This is a genomic window from Microcoleus sp. Pol1C5, assembly GCF_036701115.1.
Classification (GTDB): domain Bacteria; phylum Cyanobacteriota; class Cyanobacteriia; order Cyanobacteriales; family Microcoleaceae; genus Microcoleus.
Genome location: NZ_JAUBQE010000036.1, coordinates 1 through 19,098 on the forward strand (window position 1 = coordinate 1; position 19,098 = coordinate 19,098).

The window sequence follows — 19,098 nt, forward strand, 5'->3', positions numbered from 1 at the left end:
GGCAGAGATTTTTGAGAAGAGTTATAATTCGCAAAGCCTTTGCCAGATAAGCTTTGCGAGTTTTGGGAGATGTCTAAAGGAAAATATCGCGGAGTCACAGTCAAAGAAGGATGGTTTATATTAACTAACTTGAAAACCTTAAAAGCTGCTATAAGCCCTGATAAACAAAGATTTGATATAGAAGAAATGTTTAGAGATTATAAAAGCGGTAGCTATAACATTGAAGATACCCAAGTATCAGAACCCAGGCTATTCACCTTAATGGTGTTAGTAAGCATCGCTTATACAGCGACAATTATTAAAGGAAAATTAGTCACAAGAGTGGAGCGCAAAAATATGTAGATCTTCAAAAAAAACCCAAACGTATTTATTGTTCGCACAGTACATTTAAAGGGGGTATGCCGGCGGAAAATAGGGTAAATTTTATGGATATTTGTCAAGAATAAGTTAGAGAATATATTAGTTTACACCCCAATAAACTGTCAAACAATCAACGAGGTAAAAGGGCTGCAAAGCTCAGCAGAACAGTCTTGTAGCCATTTTCGTCACCCCTTCAGCTCTTCCCCTTTCCCTCTTACTTCGATATTTTGGGATTATTTAAAGGAAGAAATCCGCACTCTGGCCATCGTGCCACTGCTATTCAAAGCGCACAAAAATCAGCTTCTTTGTAAAACTCCACAGTTCATTTTTCAAACAGTAGTCTAGTTCTTTTGCCCCTTTACGTTTTAATAAAGCCTGGATTTGTTATTCTCCACTGAAAAGTTAGGCCGGGTTACGCCACGGTGAATCTTCGGTGTAAGCTAAAGCTACTCGTTTTGGGTCGCGACTATTCCAGTCATCTTCTGCGATTTGAACTTGAGTTTTAGCAGTTTCCCGCGTAAAAGGCGGCAGTGGTGGTTTAGTTTCCATCGGGTTGAATGATTTTGCTCCTTTTCAACGAGTCATCGAACTTAGCATAATGATGAACACAGCACAAGACCACTATAACCAGCAACTTGCTGCCGTTTACAGTTGGATGTCAGGAAATCCTGAAGCAGCGATCGAACGAAATCACGCTCTTTTTTGTCAATTGGGGCTCGACTCCGCACCGCGAGGATTAGCCATTGATTTAGGTGCAGGCTCAGGATTTCAATCTATTCCTTTAGCAAAACTAGGCTTTTCGGTAGTAGCTATAGATTTCTGTGATGCCCTACTTTCAGAGTTACGCGATCGCGCTAAACATCTTTCCATCCGTACCATTCACGACGATCTGCTTAATTTCTCGCAACATATTCAGGAACAGGCGCAGCTCATTGTTTGCATGGGCGACACACTTACACACCTAGAATCATTGAGTGCTGTCGATTCATTACTTTTGGACATTGAGCGCTGGCTAATTGAGAATGGGATGTTGATTTTAACTTTCCGCGATTATGTTTCAGCAGAGCTTCATGGAACTCAGCGTTTTATTCCTGTACAAAGTGATGAATTTACAATCCTCACTTGTTTCTTGGAGTATCAGGAAAACAGCGTAGCAGTCCATGACTTACTCTATCAAAAACAGGGCGATCGGTGGTCATTCAGTACCAGTTGTTACCAAAAACTGCGGCTCAATAAAAATTGGTTGTGCGATCGGCTATCTGAAATAGGTTTACAGGTACTTCAGAACGAGATGATTAATGGAATGGTTTGTATCACTGCCAAGAAATTATATTAGAGACTTTATATTAGAGAGAACCGAGAGTCGCTGTAGTGACTGTTCCGAAATTTACAGCCCCATCCAAGGCTTAGAAACTGAAATCTCACGAAACCTGATATGAAACTCCTCCGAAGGCTGACATTGTGCTTCCTCTCCTTGACGCTCACCCTCTGGCTGGGCAGTTGCTCCTCCCCACCCCAAATCCAGGCGGTGACGCTCAATTTGGCTGCGTCAGGCATGGTTCGCACTGCCCTGGAGGAAATCGATCGACTCTATCAGCAGGAACACCCCAATATCTGGTTGAATCCGACATTTGCCGGAACAGCCGTAACCCTGGCAGCCCTTGAGCAGGGAGAACCTTTTGATGGGGTTTTGTTATCCGATATTTCACCGCTGGATGCGTTGCAAGCCCAAGGGCTGATTCTGCCGGAAAGCCGTCGGGAGTTAGTGACCACCGACATTGTGGTGATTGCTGCGGCTGATTCTGCGGTGCCACTGAATGATTTGCACGAGTTAGCGAGCGATCGCCTCAAAACGGTGGCAATTGGCAACAAAGACCTGTCGGTTGGCCAATATACCCACCCCATTCTGAGTCGGTTAGGCATCCTTCAGGCAGTGGAATCCAAGGCAGTCTGGGCAAAGGTGGATGTGCGGCAAATCTTGCGAGCCGTCGAGCAGGGAGAGGCAGAGGTGGGCATTACCTTTCTGCCAGAAGCCAAAGCTTTTTCCAAGGTCAAGGTATTAGCCACCGTATCGCCCGACCTCTATGAGCCAATTCGCTCCGGTACCGCTGTGGTTAAAACCTCTCGCCATCTCCAGGAAATACAGGCGTATCTGGACTTTTTAAGCAGCGATCGGGCAATGGCAGTATTTCAAAAATTTGGACTCCGCCCTCTGCGGTCTTAGATCGACGAAACTAAGCACGAGACAGACATGATGAAACAACCCTCTAACTTTCTCAAAACCGTTGCCTGGAGCCTGGGAGCAGCCACTTTCCTGGCATTAGCAGTGAGTGGAATCGCATTTTGGAGCGCTAACCGCACCTTAGAAACTAACCGCCAGATCGCCCAACATCTAAAAGCGCTTAAGAGTTTGGAAGCGTTGACCAGTGCATTTCAGGATGCTGAAAAGATCCAGCGGCAATACCTGCTGGCGCAAAACAAAAATGACTTCAGGAGATTTGGGCTTCGGACGATCGATGTCGATCAAGAATTGCGACAATTGCAAAGCTTGCTAGAGAACGATCCCCGCCAACAGGCAGCTACCAAGCGCCTGGAAGAATTTATCCTGCGTCGTCTGGAGGAACTCCGGCAGGGCGTGGAACTCCGGGACACCAAAGGGGTGGCGGCGGCGATCGATCGCACCCCCCCACGACTGCTCGACGAGATTACCCTGCTGACCCAGCAGATCGAAGCGATGGAAACCGTAGGGTGGCGGCAGAAACAGCAAGCTGCCACCCACACAACCCTTCTGGCAATGATGGCATTTCTGGTGGGCATCGCCCTCAACCTAGGAATTATTTTGTGGACTTACCGCCTGATTTGCCGTGAAATCCTGAAGCGGAATCAAGCCGAAACCGACCTTCAGCAAAGTAACCAGACGTTTCAAAACCAGACTAGCCTGTTGCAACTAATCCTCAACAGCATGAGCGATGCCGTGCTCGTTGCCGATGAAAAGGGTCGATTGCTGCTGTTTAACCCCGCTGCCGAGCAGATGTTTGGCAAAATAACCGACAGCCAGCCGGAAGAATGGTCCGAGCAATATGGACTGTTTCACGGCGATGGGGCAACTCCGATCCTAGCGGAGCAAATTCCTTTAGTGCGGGCTGTTCGGGGTGAGCAGGTAGACAATATGGAACTTTTTAGCCGTCATAGCAAAGCCCAACAGGGCGTCTGGATGACTGTTAGTAGCAGACCGCTCAAAGATGCCAGTGGTGCATTGAAAGGGGGAGTTGTTGTGTGCCGCGATATTAGCGATCGCAAGTCCGTAGAACTACAAATATTGCGGGCAAAAGAAGCAGCCGAAGCCGCCAACCGCACCAAGAGCGAGTTTCTTGCCAACATGAACCACGAACTCCGTACCCCCCTCAACGGCATCCTCGGCTATACCCAAATCCTCCAGCGCGACCCCGCCACCACCGCCAAACAGATGAAAGGATTGCGGGTGATTTATCAATGCGGTTCCCATTTACTCACCCTGATCAACGACATTCTGGATCTGTCCAAGCTGGAAGTGCAAAAGATGGAACTCTATCCCCAGGATTTTCATCTGGCTAACTTCCTCTCTTCTACTGTGGATATTTGCCGCGTCAAGGCAGTGCAAAAAGGCGTAGAGTTTCATTACCAGCCCGCGAGCAATCTGCCCACTGCCGTCCATGCTGACGACAAACGCCTGCGGCAAGTGTTGCTCAACCTGCTCAGCAATGCGGTCAAATTTACCGATTTTGGCACCGTCACGTTTCGGGTAGAAGTGGTGGAGTCAGAAGACTCAACTTCAGAACTCAAAACTCAAAACTCAAAAATTTCAAGAATTCGCTTCCTAATTAAAGACACTGGCATTGGCATTGCCCCAGAAAAACTATCCACGATTTTCTTACCCTTTGAGCAGGCCGGGAAACGCGATCGCAACATCGAAGGCACTGGACTAGGACTTGCCATCGGTCAACAAATCATCGAGAAGATGGACAGCGAAATTCACGTCGAGAGTGTATTGGGCCAGGGCAGCAGTTTCTGGTTTGAGATCGACTTGCTTCCAGCATCGGATTGGACAACACAAAATGCGATCGCCAACCACAAGGTTATTGGCTATCAGGGCGAACGACGCAAAATTCTGGTCATTGACGATCGGGAAGAAAACCGTCTGGTGGCAGTGAATATGTTGGAACCGCTGGGCTTCAAGCTGACAGAAGCTGATAATGGGCAGGCAGGTTTGGATACCACTATCCAGACGCGACCCGACTTGATTATTACCGATATACATATGGCGATTATGGATGGCTTAGAAATGACCCGTCGCCTGCGACAATTGCCAGACTTTGCCCAAACTCCGATCATTGCCTCCCCTGCTACTCTGTCTCAGGTGGATATACAGGAAAGTCTGGATGCAGGGTGCAATAGCTTTTTCCCCAAACCGATCGAGTTTACTGGGTTGCTTGCCGAATTACAGCGACATTTAGACTTGCAGTGGATTTACGCAACCGAAACAGAGGCGACTCAACCCGCTGTCAGCAACGCCGATGAGGTTAGCATCTTAATACCGCCTGCTGCTGAACTGGCAACCCTCTATGCTGCGGCTCAGGGTGGTTTTATGACCGATATCCAGCAGGAAGCCCATCGCTTAAAGAAATTAGCGCCGGAATATATTGCCTTTGCGAACCGAGTTCTAGAACTAAGTCAACAGTTTGATGAGGAAGCTATTCTGCATCTAATCGAGCCACGGGTTTAGCAACTTTATCGATCTACTATTGGCCATTCATGCCTTCAATATATTTAGGAGTTTGCTGATGTCAGTCTATTCTATATCTCAAGAAAACACGATCTTAGTCGTAGATGATACCCCAACCAATCTGCAAGTATTGTTTGATGTGTTGAGCGAACAGGGCTACCGGGTGGCGATCGCCAAAAATGGTGAAACTGCACTGCAACGAGTGCAATCGTCTGAGCCCAATTTGATTTTGCTGGATGTGATGATGCCAGGGATCGATGGCTTTGAAACCTGTCAGCGGCTCAAAGCTAATCCCGCCACTCGCGATATTCCAGTTATTTTCATGACCGCCCTCTCCGACTCGGTGGATCAGGTCAAAGGGCTGAGCCTGGGTGCGGTGGACTACATCACCAAGCCGATTCAGCATGAAGAAGTATTGGCACGGATTCGGGTGCATCTCCAACTGCGGAATGCCACCCGGATCATGGAACAGCGCACCAACGAACTCAACCAGGCCTTAGAAAGTTTCAAGCAAGCTCAAGTGCATCTAGTGCAAGGTGAAAAAATGTCTGCCCTAGCCCAATTGGTGGCGGGAGTGGCACACGAAATCAACAACCCGGTGAATTTCATTCAAGGCAATCTGAACTATGTCAAAGAATACGTTCAGGAGCTGCTGGAGTTGGTGCAACTGTACCAGAAGCACTATCCCAATCCGGTAGCAGAAATCCGAGAGCGGGCAGAATACCTGGATCTGGAATTTTTGCAAGAGGATTTGTGGAAGATGCTGGGTTCGATGAAAATGGGGAGCGATCGGATTGGCCAACTGGTGCTCTCCCTGCGCAACTTCTCCCGCCTCGATGAAGCCGATTGCAAACCCGTTGATATCCATGCCGGTATCGACAGCACTCTGTTGATTTTGCAACACCGTCTGAAAGCCAGACCCGATTTTCCTGCCATCGAAGTCATCAAAAATTACGGGCAATTACCGGAGGTCGAATGCCACCCCAGTCAACTCAACCAGGTATTCATGAATATCCTCAGCAATGCGATCGATGCCTTGCAGACATCAGGTGTCAGGGATAACCAACAACCTACCATTACCATCAGCACCTCGATCGGTAGTGCTAACTCGATCGCGATTAGCATTGCCGATAATGGAGTCGGTATCCCGGAACCCATTCGCTCTAAACTATTCGATCCGTTCTTCACCACCAAACCCGTGGGCAAAGGCACTGGTTTGGGACTGTCGATCAGTCATCAAATCGTCACTGAAAAACACGGTGGCAAGATTGAGTGTTATTCGACTCTGGAGAAGGGCACTGAGTTTGTAGTAAAGATTCCGCTGCAGCAGGTCATGGCACAGGTTGCTTAAAATAACGGTTACGGTTGCGGCAACAATTATCAATCAATTTGAATACTCTTTATTTTAGAGAATAGTAATTAGGATTTTATGGTAATAGGACTTACTCACAAACTAATACTGTAGGCTGTGCATTACGCACCTTAACCCCTATCGGTAACGCATTAAACTATTTTTTGTATAAGTCCTGGATGTATTAGCTGGCGCTACTGCGAAGCTAGTTCCATTAATATCGTTATCCCCATTTCATCCACCGAGAAATCATCCTTTGCTGCATCACCGTAATTCGAGAGGATAGCTATAGCAGGAGGCAGAAGGCAGGGCAGAGGTAATCAGAGCAAGGGTTTCAGCAATCGATCCCGTCCTAACCAGCCCATGCCAAAGTTAGAGTATTCGTAGCTTTGACCGGGTTCGCTCAGCAGCGTGATTTCTGCTATATCTGCATACATTTCCTGCGCCGTGTAGTGAAGGTAAGGATTGCTGGGATATTGAATTTCTTCCAGGAAACTCTCTAGCAAACGGGGTAGTCCAGAGGTATGGGTTGCTAACTGTTGCAGGGTGATAGATTGGACTGCAGGATTTAACTGGTTGATGACTTCTAGGGGCAAATAGAGACGAATCGGAGCGTGTAGATCGACAGTGCCATCATTCACTAATTTTGCCAGAACTGTTCTTGTAAATAGTTTAGTTACAGAAGCGATTTCGTAAATTGTACCAGCATTAGGAATAGCAGAAACGGTGTCGCTGAGCTTGCCAAATCCTTTGATGTAATGATGCCCTTGCTCAACTACTCCGATCGTTAAAGCCAGTTTTTCTCTCTTGCTTAGATAATCCTGCGTAATTCGATCGATTTTAGACTAAAAATATTGATAATTCATGATTATTTAATTGGCGCTAATTGATAAGTAATCCTGCAGGAAAAACAGAAGACCTAGAACCTAGACTTTTTTAAGAATTTGGGTATCAAACGCGCGACCGTATTTTACGTTTACGAAACTTACGAACAGATAAGCCCCGACGCATCTAAGTTTTACCGTCACTTCCGATAGGATTCTTGTGGGGTGTCCCGCCCGCCCGAAAAATAAAATTTAGATGCCCAATAGCTTACTATCTGTAGGGCGAAGTACACGGCACTTTAGCCTGGGTCTACTATCTCGCGATCCATCCTCCCTCCCCGAGGATCAATCCCAAATAGCCGTTGCTAATATTCGCGACTCATGTATGACTTGACTGATGTCACGATCTACGCGAAACTTTACATACAACTGATGTATTGCTTCTACCTATTAATAAGTTCTGTTAAGTTGTGACTCAAAACCTATCAATTCGTCAAAATTGATATAGCGCTTTGTCAGTCAGCCAACTCTCAAGAAGCTACTTCAGGAGGCATCGTCCCTGGCTTGCTGGTGTCGGTGTCTGTTCTCAATATTCCTATTCAGTCAGCCCGAATTATGGAAACACTAGAGTTTGTGATCTATCCAGATGGCCGCGTACAGGAAACAGTCACCGGCATTGTCGGTGCTTCCTGTGCTGAGGTAACGGCTGCAATTGAAGCTCAGCTCGGCGTGGTGCTTCACCAAGAGTCAACATCTGAATATTTCACGCAAGCGCTGCATCAGTCAGCCGAAGCGACGGCCCAAGTGGCTTTTAGCGATTGGTAATTTTTTTTGTTGAGTTCACTTAAGTTTTTTTGGAACCACCATGTCACATTTTAGCCAAATTAAGACCCAGATCCGCAATTTGAATTCTTTGGAAGCTGCTTTAACTGACTTGGGTATCGACTGGAAGTCGGGCCCGACTGAGGTGCGCGGCTATCGCGGCTTAACCAGCACCGCTGAGGTCGTGATTGAGCAAAAAAACGGCTACGACGTAGGTTTTAGCTGGAACGGGACTGAGTATGAATTAGTGGCTGACTTGCAGTTTTGGCAGCAAGCTTGGTCTGTAGACCGTTTTCTGAATAAGGTGACTCAGCGCTACGCTTACCATACTGTGGTGAATGAAAGCGCTAAGCAGGGTTTCCAAATTTCTGAGCAAAAGCAAAATCAAGACGGTTCGCTCCGCTTGGTGGTGCAACGCTGGTGCGCTTAATAATTTTTCGAGATTTTTGCAATCTTGTCTCATCAAAGTCCGCTTTCGCGGACTTATTTACTATTGTGGGGGTCTAAATGTCTGAGCTTTCTGGACTCGGAATAGATACAGCAAGCGATCGCTCTGGTTTAGAGCCGGAGTTGGGAGGATTTTTGCGGGATGCGCCCGATCGCTCTGGTTTGGAACCGGAGTTGGGCGGGGTATTGCGCCAAAAAGGTGTCTATGTTGATGAGATTACCTGCATTGGCTGCAAGCACTGCGCTCACGTTGCTCGCAATACTTTTTATATTGAACCGGATTACGGTCGATCGCGCGTAGTTCGACAAGACGGGGATTCTGAAGAGTTGATTGCTGAGGCGATCGACACTTGTCCGGTGAATTGCATTCACTGGGTTGATTACACCGAACTCAAGAATCTGGAAGAAGAACGCAAGAATCAGGTGATGCCTGTCGTTGGTTTTCCGGTGGATATGGCGATGGTTCGGGCCGGTGTTCGCCAGCGACAAAAGAATAAGTTGCGCGATCGCAAGTTCAAAGGTAGCCATTGAAATCCCCAATTCCCATCCGCAGCTTGAAACCTGTGGCTCAAAGAACAAAAACAGCCCGCGCGGGCTGTTTCTTGTATACATTGTATAGTCAAATTTATTTGAGAGGATGGTGTTCAGCGAGAATTTTCTCAACTCTAGCTTCGTCGATTCTGGCAGTTAATGTTGTTGCCTCGTTGTTATCGCGAATGGTTTTTGCTAAAGTAAAAGACGAGCCGACTGAAAAAGTTAAACCCATACCCATAAAAGCTTTTTGCCAGGGATCTACCTGTAAATAAATGATACCTACTGTAGTGGCGGAAATGGCAAGAATAAAAGAAAGCCAGCACTGAAGTATCCAAGCATTAGTATCTTTTTGGCGTAGGATTTGTTTCTGCATAGTGCCTCTAAGTCAAATATATCTTTTGGTTCATTAACTTAAAGAATAGATAGCGTGAGTGAAGCGGTCAGGAGAGGAAGGGACAGTTTCGATAAGTGAACAGTGCGATCGGGCTTTTTACTAAATATTTCAACGGTGTAGATAGGGTTTGAGTCTCAAGGAAGACTCGCAGCGAGTGGACAGTTTGAAAACTCCACTAACGAAAGCTTGTTTTTTCTCAAAATAGCGTAAAGTGCGCCGAAGAGCGCCTTACTTGTTCCAATCGGCCTCCGCAGACTGCGTTTGGCTCTATACAGCGCTTTCAACCGCCGAATCTTATCTAGGTGATAAAGCAATTTAACAGCAGTCAGCTCGAAACAAGGTAATAAAGTCAGCATCCAAATACAATACTCCTAATTCGTCGCGCATTTTCATATAGGGATTGCCTTGGAGAAAGGAGGTTCGTGCTACGGAGGCGCTCATTTCTGGAATCAATGACCTGTCGCGAGGGTGAAGAGTAATAATAAATGATTTAATATGGTGCGTGATTACACAATCATTCTGCCTATTCAGGACGGCGATATCTAAGAGGTTTGACCCCTCAGATATTCGCCAACAGTCTCTTTCAATCGCTACTACACAAACAAAGTCCGCCTTCGCGGACTCAAGAAATGTAACCCGCGAAGGCGGGGTTTCGTCTGTGTAGACGCGGTTTCAACCGCCCTCTATATGAGGCGCAATCAAACAGATGCAATCCGACGCTCGATCGCATTATAGAATCGATCGCCCATCTCACCCATCGCCACCTCAATTAACACTTGATTGTCAGCACTCACAACCCGCAAAGGTGATTCAGCACAGCAAACTAAACCTATTTTCTGCCACATTTTTGTCAAATGTTCTTGCAGGTAAGCTTCCCAAATTTCTTGATTTTTCGGTGCGACTGAAACTACAATGCAGTTGCCCATTTCTCCAAACAAAATTTCATCCCAGCGACTGACATTTCCCGAATTACAACTGAGATGAATTTCCGCACCCATTTTAGCAGAGATACAGCATTCCGCGAGGGCGATCGCAATTCCACCTTCCGCACAATCATGGGCAGAACCTACCCAACCTTGCCGAATTCCATCGCGACAAACTGATTGCACTTTTCTTTCCAACTCAAAATCTATCCTTGGCGGTTTCCCAGCTACAATCCCGTGAATTGCGGCTAAATATTCCGAACCTCCGAGAGTAGGAGAAGTTGCGATTTTTGAGCTTTCAGATGAAAGTTCTGAGTTTTGGGATGATTCCCCCATTCCCAACACATAAATTAAATCACCTTTCTTTAGCCAAGCTTGACCGGAAATCTTCTTCAAATCAGGAATTAACCCCACCATTCCGATTACCGGAGTCGGATAAATTGGTTGAGGATTCCCCTCAGCATCAACAGTTTCATTGTAAAGAGAAACATTGCCGCCAGTCACAGGCGTTCCCAACTCCCGACAAGCATCAGCAATCCCGCGACAAGCTGAGGCTAACTGCCAATATCCGATAGGTTTTTCGGGACTGCCAAAATTCAAATTATCAGTAACTGCCAGAGGTTCAGCACCCACACAACTTAAATTTCTTGCTGCTTCCGCTACGACTGCTTTTGCACCTTCATAAGGGTCGAGATAAACATAACGAGAATTGCAATCAACCGTTGCAGCAACCCCAGGAATCACCCCCAGGGGCGCTTCCTTCTTGCTAAGGGGGGGAGAAACTTTTGGAGTTTCCCTACCTTGTGCCTTTTTAAATAGAGGAATTACCTCTTCTTCCTGTTTGCTTTCAGAAGCTAGAGAAACAGCATTTTCTCTCTGTAGATCCCCCTTAGCAAAGGGGTGTACTTCTAGCCCGTTACCAAGGGAAGATTGGCAGGGTTCTAGCGGACGCAATCTGACAACCGCAGCATCAGCGCCTCCCGGTAAAACAACAGTATTGTTTTGCACTTGATGGTCGTATTGGCGATAAACCCAGCGTTTAGAAGCGATGGTGGGAGTATCTAAAAGCGTCAGCAAAATCTGATTCCAAGTTTGGAAATTGCCGTTAATTTCGATACCTTTAACTGTGGATTGTGGCAGGGAATCCGCCGTCCATTCCCATGCTTTTTTAGCATATTCTGGCGGTTCTGTCAACAGTTCTCGGTGATAAATTGGCGTGTTATCTGCCAAAGCAGTGGCGGTAATTTCGGCAGCGATTTCGCCTTTAAATAGAATTCGGACGATCGGCTTTTCGATAACTGTCCCCGCGACTACCGCGTGCAATCCCCAGCGGTGGAAAATATCGATTAATTCCTGTTCGCGTCCTTTTTGGGCAACAAACAACATCCGTTCTTGGGATTCTGAAAGCAGGTATTCGTAGGGAATCATGCCACTTTCTCGAACGGGAACTTTGTCTAAATCGAATTCAATGCCGACGCCGCCTTTGGCTGCCATTTCTGATGTAGAACAGGTAATTCCGGCCGCGCCCATATCTTGGGCGGCGACGACTGCACCTGTTTTGAATGCTTCTAAACAAGCTTCAATTAAGGATTTTTCTAAAAATGGATCTCCTACTTGGACTGCGGGGCGATCGTCCATTGATTTGTCTGTCAATTCGGCACTGGCAAAACTTGCTCCTCCCATGCCATCTCGCCCGGTAGTTGAACCGACGTAAAGCACGGGATTTCCGATTCCCGATGCCCCAGATTTGACGATTTCTTGAGTTTCCATTAAACCCAAGGCCATGACGTTAACTAATGGGTTGCCGGAATAAGCAGGATCGAAGTAAACTTCGCCGCCAACTGTGGGTACTCCGATACAATTTCCATAATGAGAAATTCCTGATACTACTCCTTTGAACAATCTCTGAGTTTTAGCGTCGTCTAAATTGCCGAAACGCAGGGAATTTAAAAGTGCGATCGGGCGTGCACCCATTGTGAAGATATCCCGGAGAATCCCGCCGACACCGGTTGCCGCACCTTGGAAAGGTTCGACTGCTGACGGGTGGTTGTGCGATTCAATTTTGAAGGCGAGTTGCAAGCCTTCTCCCAAGTCTACGACGCCGGCATTTTCTCCGGGCCCGACGAGAATTCGATCGCCCTCTGTGGGAAACTGTTTTAATAGCGGTCGCGAATTTTTGTAACAGCAGTGTTCGCTCCACATAACGCCGAACATTCCCAATTCAGCTTTATTAGGATGGCGACCTAGACGCTGAACGATTTCTTCATATTCTTCAGGCGTGAGTCTTTCACCGGCAATTTGTTCGGGGGAAAATGGGGATTCGGAGATGGGAGACATGGAAACTCGTTATAAACCACAGGCTTTATTCTAAATGCCCTGTGCTTGGTTAATCTAAAATCTCTAATCTAAAATCTATAATCCTAGGTCTTTGGGTTGCTAACCTAAAATCTAAAATCTAAAATCTAAAATCTAAAATCGAATGACTCAACCTCGAAATCTCAATTTTGCTAACCAAAACTTGCGGAACCGTTCTTTTAAAGGGCTTGACTTGTCAGGGGCGAATTTCAGCGGTTGCGACATTCGAGGCTGCAATTTCACCGGGGCGATTTTGAGGGGGGCAAATTTTCAGGGTGTCAGAACCGGACAAAGCCGCAGGCGGGTGAGAAATTTGATTGCTAGGGCTGGGGTGACAGCCGTGACAGTGACGGGGGCTGGGGCTTTGACGGGGCTGATTGCCGGGGCAGATGCGGGGGCAGTGGCGGTGGCCGGAACGGCTGCTACGGCGATTGCTGCGACTCGGGGCGAGGCTGGAATTGTGGCGGGGGCTGTGGCTGGGGCTGCTGCTGCGATCGGGGCTAGCGGTATTGTGACATTTTTGGGCGGAGATACTATTAGGGGAATTGTCTTATTTTTGGTTTCTGGGGTAATTCTTGGGTTAACGGCGATCGGATTTTTTATCGCTGTTGAACAAATAGAAAAATTGTCGATAACGTCGTTTAGAAAAGCTGATTTAACTGATGCTGTATTCGATCCTGGGGCGGTTCTAGATGCCGATTTTTCCGATGCGCGAGGAGTGCCGTGGTAGACTGCACAATTACTGATTTTTTACCCATTCCCGGAATTCTCGCACTGCTGCGGTTGCGCCTGTAGTTTGAGTGCGATCGATAGATTCGTCAACTTTTGCAGTCGGTAGCATTGGGAAAGCCCGGGAAAAATTGCACTGGGCATATTCGCCATTTTGCAATTGATAAAACTTGATGCTTCGTCCGTCGTACCGCCAAATTTCTGGTAGGCCTAAATCTGCATATAAATCGAATTGATTTAAGCAACTGCTGGTAATATCAATTTCCAGTGCTAAATCGGGCGGCGGATCTTGAGCAAAGTCTAATTCTGTTCTCCCTCTGACCAGTGCTTCATTTTGGATGTAATACCATGAATCTGGTTCTTTACCGCTGCTTTTTTGCGTTTTTTAATAGTCATCGACCCAAAGGGGTTGTACTCTAGATTGAGTTCTTCTATGAGAGTTACAATTAAGCGATCGATTAGCCTTTTGCGATTTTCATGTTCCGGTAGGGGCACCATAATTTCTAATTGACCTTGATGATAAGCAATTCTGGCGGAACGTTTGTTTCCCAGTTCCGCTAGCAGGCTTTCATATAATTGCCAACTGATATTTTGCAGTAAAACTCGCTGTTCGGCGGGCGTAGATATTGTTAGCATTTTACGTGGGTTTTAAAGCTTGAGTATATTTTAGTTTATCTTTTTCTTTTGCGAACTGAACAAAAAGTATCTGCCGACAGCTACGGTCATGCGCTACTCTAGTTAATAATAGACTGTGGTCATTAGTCCTAGTTGTATGAAGCTGCGATCGTTCTTTTCTTTCCTCATTGCTGGCGTCTTGGCACTCTTAGGCTTGAGTGCCGGTGGTTTTTACTGGCTGACAACTCACACTCCCCTGAATTTGCTCAACGGCGGGCCGACAACTACTCCGGCTGCGGCTGTGTTTGTCTCGAAACAAGCACCTTTGTTAGCATCAATGCTGGTAAATCCCGATCGCCTCGAAGCATTGCGACAAGTTTTTGCTAGTCCCGAAGAAAGAAGTCGATCGCACGCAGAATTTGAGCAAATCAAAAAAAGTTTTCTCGCCAGTACAGGCCTGGATTACAGTAGAGATATCCAACCTTGGATAGGTGACGAAATTACCCTCGCCGTCACAACGCCCGATTTCGATGGCGACAGCAGCAACGGCAAAGAAACTGGGTTTTTGCTGGCCGTTTCCTCCCAAAATGCCGATCGCAGCCAACAATTTCTCGACGCCTACTGGCGAAAACAATCTCGTGCCGATAAAACAGTTCATTCGGAACTATATAAAGGCGTGAAAATTAATTATAAACAAGCACCAATAGCCAAGAAAAAATCTGCTTCTCCTTCGCCTTTTAACCCGTTTTCTCTGCCGAATACAACTTTGCCGCCCAGCTTTGCAACAGCAGCAATCGGCGGTAATTTAAATTCGGGAAATAACCAAAATTTTGTTTTATTTGCCAATAGCCCCAATGTGATACGAGAGGCAATTAATAACGTTGAATCAGCCAACCTAAATCTCAACAATACCCCCGAGTATCAAAAAGCTTTACAGCAGCTAACTCAAGGCAGAATAGCTTTAGCATTTGTCAATCTCCCGCAGTCAGCAACCGACCAAAATCCCCCAGTTTCTCTTAATTCTCTCGCAGTTGCTATCGGAGTCAACCGACGGGGATTGCTGGCTCAAACTGCTTTAGTGACGTCGCGAGAAAACACAGCATCTCCAACACTCTCCGAACCAGTGCAAGCCTTGCAATACATTCCCTCAGCCAGCCCTTTCGCGGTCGCCAGCACCGATTTAAGGAATTTTTGGGCTGATTTGTCATCGGCGGTGTCCACTAATACAGAAGTCTCAAAATTAGTCGATCGCGCCTTGGCAGATATTCAGCAACTTTGGGGCGTCAACTTGCCGCAGGATATATTTGACTGGGTACAAGGAGAATACGCTTTAGCAGTGCTTCCGAATTCGTCAAATAGTGCTGACTGGATTTTTGCCGCCGAAAAATCTGCTGATTCCCAAAAGGCGATCGACAAACTCGATGAAATTGCCCGCAGCAAAGAATACAGCATCGGCAGCTTCACTCTCAGAAACCAGAAAATTACCGCTTGGACGCAGTTGACAACGAGTCAAAATTATGATAAAGAAAATAAGAGAAAAAGTGCGATCGAAACTGAGGCAAAAGGAGTTCGAGCCAGCGTCGGCAAATACGAAATTTTCACCACTTCAGTAGAAGCAATGGACGCAGCACTAGAGGCAGCAGAAACAGGCTCTTTAGTTGCCAATCAAGATTTTCAAACCAGCATAGAACCGCTACCGCCATCTAACGACGGCTATTTTTATTTAGACTGGCCCTCCAGCAGGGCAATTTGGGAAAAACAAATCCCGCTGTTGAGGTTAATTGAACTTTCGGCAAGACCATTGTTCGATCACTTGCGATCGCTCACTGTCACCAGTACGGGAGAAATAACAGGAATTCGCAAAGCTACAATATTTATGCGGCTGAATTAGTCAGTAGTCAGAAGGAAGAAGGAAGAAGGAAGAAGGAAGAAGGAAGAAGGAAGAAGGAAGAAACTATGCCCAATTCCCAATGCCCAATTCCCAATAACTAAGGAGTAATCACTACAGACTCCTTCACCTTTTTCGGTTGGCCAAAATAAGCTTGAAACACCTCTTTCGCGATCGGGGCTGCTGCAACAGAACCATAACCGCCATTTTCGACAACCACGGCGATCGCAATTTCCGGCTTCTCAGCGGGCCCGAAGGCCACATACAAAGAGTGATCCTGCTGTCCGATCACCTCCGAAGTCCCTGTTTTGCCCGCCGTCAGCGGAATCGTACCGTCATTCATCCCCTGTCCCGTACCTTGGGCAACTACCGCGATTAGTCCTTCCTTAACCACCTGAATTGTTGAAGGTTTCATCCCCGTATGTACCGGTTTAGTCTCCGCTGTGCGGGTCATAGAAGTCAAAAGATGAGGCTTCACCCGATAGCCCCCATTAGCGATCGAACTCACCATCACCGCCGCCTCCAAAGGAGTCACCAACACCAACCCCTGACCGATCGACATCGTTACCGTATCACCTGCATACCAAGGTTCTTTATAAATTTTCTCCTTCTCCTCCGGCGTCGGGATTTGACCGTGATCGCCGCCGCCTAGCCCCAAAAGATTAAAATCCGTATCCTTGCCAATTCCCAAGCGTTTTCCCCACTTAGAAATTTGCTCCGGCCCGGTACTAATCCCCACTTGATAAAAAAACGTATTACTGCTGAAAGCCAAAGCATCCCGAAAGCCGATGTCGCCGTAACCGCCGCTGTGTTCGTTAAAATCAATTCCCCCCACAGTAATGTAAGACGAAGTACCGAGAATTGAGTCCGGCGAAAACTTGCCCGACTCCAGGCCCGCAACGGAAGTCACAATTTTAAACGTGCTGCCGGGGGGATAACCTTGCATGGCCCGATTCAAAAATGGATTTTGCGGATCTTGAAGAGTTGCCCACTCATCCTTAGTGATTTTTCGCGTAAACAGATTGGGGTCAAAAGTCGGGTGGCTGGCCATAACTAATACCGCCCCGGTTTTGACATCCAGCGCCACTACTGCCCCCCGGCGGTTCCCCAGGGCTTTTTCGGCTGCTTTTTGCATGGACAAGTCTATGGTTAGCTGCACAGCCTCACCGGGTTTGGGAGGTGTCTCTCCCATCAGTCGCAATTCTTGATTTTGGGCATTTACCTCGATCAGCCGATCGCCCCAAACTCCCGCAATCTTCTTGTTAGAACTCGCTTCTATGCCCATCTGACCGACAATCATCCCCATCGGGTATTCCGGATGATCTTCCAAGTCTGCTGCGGTAGCCTCGCCAATATATCCGATCACGTGAGCCGCCAAACTGCCTTCGGGATAGTAGCGGTTCGCTTCTGGCCGCACTTCCACTCCCCGCATTTGTCCCACGTGTTCTGCTAGTGGCACAAACACCTCTGGCGGCATTGCTTGCTTGAGCCGCACCGGTCTATAGGATTGAGGATCGACCTCTTTTAATTTTTTTAAAATTTCTTGTGCCGGGATTTTAACCAGCGGACTCAACTTTTCTGCTGTCGCTTTCCACTCTTCCGGCGTTTGTTCTTTCGGCCACAAATATACCGATCGAGCTAAATTGTTTGCCGCTAGCAACTTGCCTTTGCGATCGATAATATGTCCGCGATTCGCCGGCATGGGCACTAGGCGAACGCGATTGTTTTCGGCTCGTTCCCGGTTTTGCTTTCCTTGTATCAGTTGCAATTCCACCAGCCGACTAGCGTGCAGGCCCAGCAAACCTGTTGCCACCAGCATTAACACGATCGCCCGGTGTATCGGACGCTCCTGTTTCTTAGGAGTTTCCGCCAGGGTTTTGTCAGAAGAGTGAAATGCTGAGATCGAATAAACTTGTCGTTGCATCATTCTATAGGTAGATGTCAAATCCTAGATTTTAGATTCCTGAATTGTCAATTGTGAAGTATACATCATCAAAGCGCGGACAATCGGGCATTGACTCTTGGGGGAAGTGGAATCATCGATCGTTAACTTTTGACTGATCACTAATAACTCATGACAGGTGACTAATCCCCCAAGCACCAAGAAATAGCCAAAAAAATCAATGTCAGGCTCAGCCAATTAGGGAGGTGGAGCCAGCCGAATAGACCTATAGGTAACAATACCAAGGCCTGTGTCAATAGGGAACCGATCGCCAGCAGCAAGGCTAGGAGTATCAAATTTATCATCTTGACACCGTACAATTTCGGATATGAGTCGATCGCCTGTGGCAGAAATCCGAGTGGCACAAGCGAGCGCGATCGTACAGGGATTGTCCTGATAGACATAAGAAAGAGAAGCCAGGAGGTTTTTAACTAATTTAAAAAAAATTATTCTTCCTCCATAGTTTGGATTCTAGGGGCTGCGATGGGTAAATTCTGAGTTGTGGTTTTAAGTTGTGACCGAGGAGTATTACCATGTTGTTTAATCAGCGAGCCAATTTCAAAAACGGTGCGGTCTTGGGTGCGATCGCCGCGATCGCCGCCCTACCAGTTTTAGCAGAAACAGTCAATTTCGGCACTTTAACTTTATCGCGAGGTTTTGCAGCCCCAACAGCAGTTTTGAGAGGTTCCACCGGCGGATCGTACTCTCTATCTGCCATAGCCAACGCCGATCGCCACAAAAACAAATGTTTGGGTTTTGCCACCCCAACTCCCGACCACATCATAGTCTTGCAGCAAAACTTTTCAAAACTCACACTCCAAGTCAACAGCGGAGGCAAGGACACGACCTTAGTCGTACAAGGCCCCGGTAATGCGGTGCGCTGCGGAGACGATATAGGTCAGAATAAAGATGCTGGCATACTTGATTCAGACTGGCAAGCAGGCTCTTACAAGATTTGGGTAGGTACTCTCGAACCCGGAGTCAAGTCTAACTATACAATCTCAGTACAGGAATAGAACGCAGCGGCGCTGTTGGATGGCGACAATAAAATGTCGTCAAATTCTACCCCACTCTCCCGCCTCCCGATCGACCGCTCACTTCTCCCATCCAGTAAAATGTAAAATCGAAAGTGGCGTGTTTAACCAAAATAGG

The 19,098-nt window shown here is 47.1% G+C and carries 17 protein-coding genes and 2 pseudogenes; 11 read left to right on the forward strand and 8 right to left on the reverse strand.

From position 1 onward, the window contains the following. The first annotated feature begins 39 nt into the window (after positions 1 to 39). A complete protein-coding gene (locus QUA23_RS19610) occupies positions 40 to 342 on the forward strand; it encodes a hypothetical protein (RefSeq protein WP_333110479.1) in 303 nt (100 codons plus the stop codon). Between the two features lie 294 nt (positions 343 to 636). Here the strand turns inward: QUA23_RS19610 and QUA23_RS19615 are convergent. Then, a pseudogene (locus QUA23_RS19615) lies at positions 637 to 909 on the reverse strand (DUF1348 family protein). A gap of 49 nt (positions 910 to 958) precedes the next feature. On the opposite strand from QUA23_RS19615, the gene QUA23_RS19620 reads away from it, so the two are divergent. From QUA23_RS19620 to QUA23_RS19635, 4 genes are all read left to right on the forward strand, one after another. Beyond that, the gene (locus tag QUA23_RS19620) at positions 959 to 1,696 is read left to right on the forward strand and encodes a class I SAM-dependent methyltransferase (protein WP_333077924.1); all 738 of its coding nucleotides are present in this window, start codon (positions 959 to 961) and stop codon (positions 1,694 to 1,696) included. A 99-nt stretch (positions 1,697 to 1,795) separates the two neighbouring features. Then, entirely contained in the window at positions 1,796 to 2,584 is a 789-nt protein-coding gene (modA, locus tag QUA23_RS19625; RefSeq protein WP_333077923.1) for a molybdate ABC transporter substrate-binding protein, read from the forward strand. Between the two features lie 27 nt (positions 2,585 to 2,611). Further along, positions 2,612 to 5,122 (forward strand): ATP-binding protein, encoded by a 2,511-nt coding sequence (locus tag QUA23_RS19630; RefSeq protein WP_333077922.1) that lies wholly within the window; start codon positions 2,612 to 2,614, stop codon positions 5,120 to 5,122. Between the two features lie 58 nt (positions 5,123 to 5,180). Further along, positions 5,181 to 6,473: a response regulator gene (locus QUA23_RS19635; protein WP_333077921.1), complete on the forward strand. Its 1,293-nt coding sequence runs from the start codon at positions 5,181 to 5,183 to the stop codon at positions 6,471 to 6,473. Positions 6,474 to 6,793: 320 nt separating this feature from the next. Here QUA23_RS19635 and QUA23_RS19640 read toward each other — a convergent pair whose 3' ends face one another. Continuing rightward, positions 6,794 to 7,312 (reverse strand): serine hydrolase domain-containing protein, encoded by a 519-nt coding sequence (locus tag QUA23_RS19640; RefSeq protein ID WP_333093918.1) that lies wholly within the window; start codon positions 7,310 to 7,312, stop codon positions 6,794 to 6,796. A gap of 600 nt (positions 7,313 to 7,912) precedes the next feature. Here QUA23_RS19640 and QUA23_RS19645 point away from each other — a divergent pair. From QUA23_RS19645 to QUA23_RS19655, 3 genes are all read left to right on the forward strand, one after another. Further along, a complete protein-coding gene (locus QUA23_RS19645) occupies positions 7,913 to 8,122 on the forward strand; it encodes a DUF2997 domain-containing protein (RefSeq protein ID WP_015176940.1) in 210 nt (69 codons plus the stop codon). Positions 8,123 to 8,162: 40 nt separating this feature from the next. Continuing rightward, a complete protein-coding gene (locus QUA23_RS19650) occupies positions 8,163 to 8,549 on the forward strand; it encodes a DUF1257 domain-containing protein (protein ID WP_242716193.1) in 387 nt (128 codons plus the stop codon). A 77-nt stretch (positions 8,550 to 8,626) separates the two neighbouring features. Next, positions 8,627 to 9,097 carry a ferredoxin gene (locus QUA23_RS19655; protein ID WP_333077920.1) on the forward strand — a complete coding sequence of 157 codons (471 nt, stop codon included), beginning with the start codon at positions 8,627 to 8,629 and terminating at the stop codon, positions 9,095 to 9,097. Between the two features lie 94 nt (positions 9,098 to 9,191). Here the strand turns inward: QUA23_RS19655 and QUA23_RS19660 are convergent, their stop codons facing one another. Both QUA23_RS19660 and purL read right to left on the reverse strand, forming a co-directional pair. Next, on the reverse strand, positions 9,192 to 9,473 hold the full coding sequence (locus QUA23_RS19660; protein ID WP_333077919.1) for a YiaA/YiaB family inner membrane protein: 282 nt from the start codon (positions 9,471 to 9,473) through the stop codon (positions 9,192 to 9,194). A gap of 719 nt (positions 9,474 to 10,192) precedes the next feature. After that, positions 10,193 to 12,754: a phosphoribosylformylglycinamidine synthase subunit PurL gene (gene purL, locus QUA23_RS19665; protein ID WP_333077918.1), complete on the reverse strand. Its 2,562-nt coding sequence runs from the start codon at positions 12,752 to 12,754 to the stop codon at positions 10,193 to 10,195. A gap of 142 nt (positions 12,755 to 12,896) precedes the next feature. Between purL and QUA23_RS19670 the strand changes: the two genes are divergently transcribed. After that, positions 12,897 to 13,502 (forward strand): pentapeptide repeat-containing protein, encoded by a 606-nt coding sequence (locus QUA23_RS19670; RefSeq protein WP_333077916.1) that lies wholly within the window; start codon positions 12,897 to 12,899, stop codon positions 13,500 to 13,502. Positions 13,503 to 13,679: 177 nt separating this feature from the next. On the opposite strand, the pseudogene QUA23_RS19675 reads toward QUA23_RS19670, so the two are convergent. Beyond that, a pseudogene (locus QUA23_RS19675) lies at positions 13,680 to 13,841 on the reverse strand (Uma2 family endonuclease); the annotation flags it as partial. Then, positions 13,802 to 14,137, reverse strand: coding sequence for a hypothetical protein (locus QUA23_RS19680; protein WP_333077915.1), 336 nt, complete (start codon positions 14,135 to 14,137; stop codon positions 13,802 to 13,804). The gene QUA23_RS19680 and the pseudogene QUA23_RS19675, both read right to left, overlap by 40 nt. Positions 14,138 to 14,252: 115 nt before the next feature. Here QUA23_RS19680 and QUA23_RS19685 point away from each other — a divergent pair, with 115 nt between their 5' ends. Then, the gene (locus tag QUA23_RS19685) at positions 14,253 to 16,007 is read left to right on the forward strand and encodes a DUF3352 domain-containing protein (RefSeq protein ID WP_333093917.1); all 1,755 of its coding nucleotides are present in this window, start codon (positions 14,253 to 14,255) and stop codon (positions 16,005 to 16,007) included. A 97-nt stretch (positions 16,008 to 16,104) separates the two neighbouring features. Here QUA23_RS19685 and mrdA read toward each other — a convergent pair whose 3' ends face one another. Beyond that, a complete protein-coding gene (gene mrdA / locus QUA23_RS19690; protein WP_333077912.1) occupies positions 16,105 to 17,931 on the reverse strand; it encodes a penicillin-binding protein 2 in 1,827 nt (608 codons plus the stop codon). A gap of 158 nt (positions 17,932 to 18,089) precedes the next feature. After that, positions 18,090 to 18,350, reverse strand: coding sequence for a hypothetical protein (locus QUA23_RS19695; protein WP_333077911.1), 261 nt, complete (start codon positions 18,348 to 18,350; stop codon positions 18,090 to 18,092). Positions 18,351 to 18,479: 129 nt separating this feature from the next. Between QUA23_RS19695 and QUA23_RS19700 the strand changes: the two genes are divergently transcribed. Beyond that, entirely contained in the window at positions 18,480 to 18,962 is a 483-nt protein-coding gene (locus tag QUA23_RS19700) for a hypothetical protein (protein ID WP_333077910.1), read from the forward strand. Positions 18,963 to 19,098: the final 136 nt, after the last annotated feature.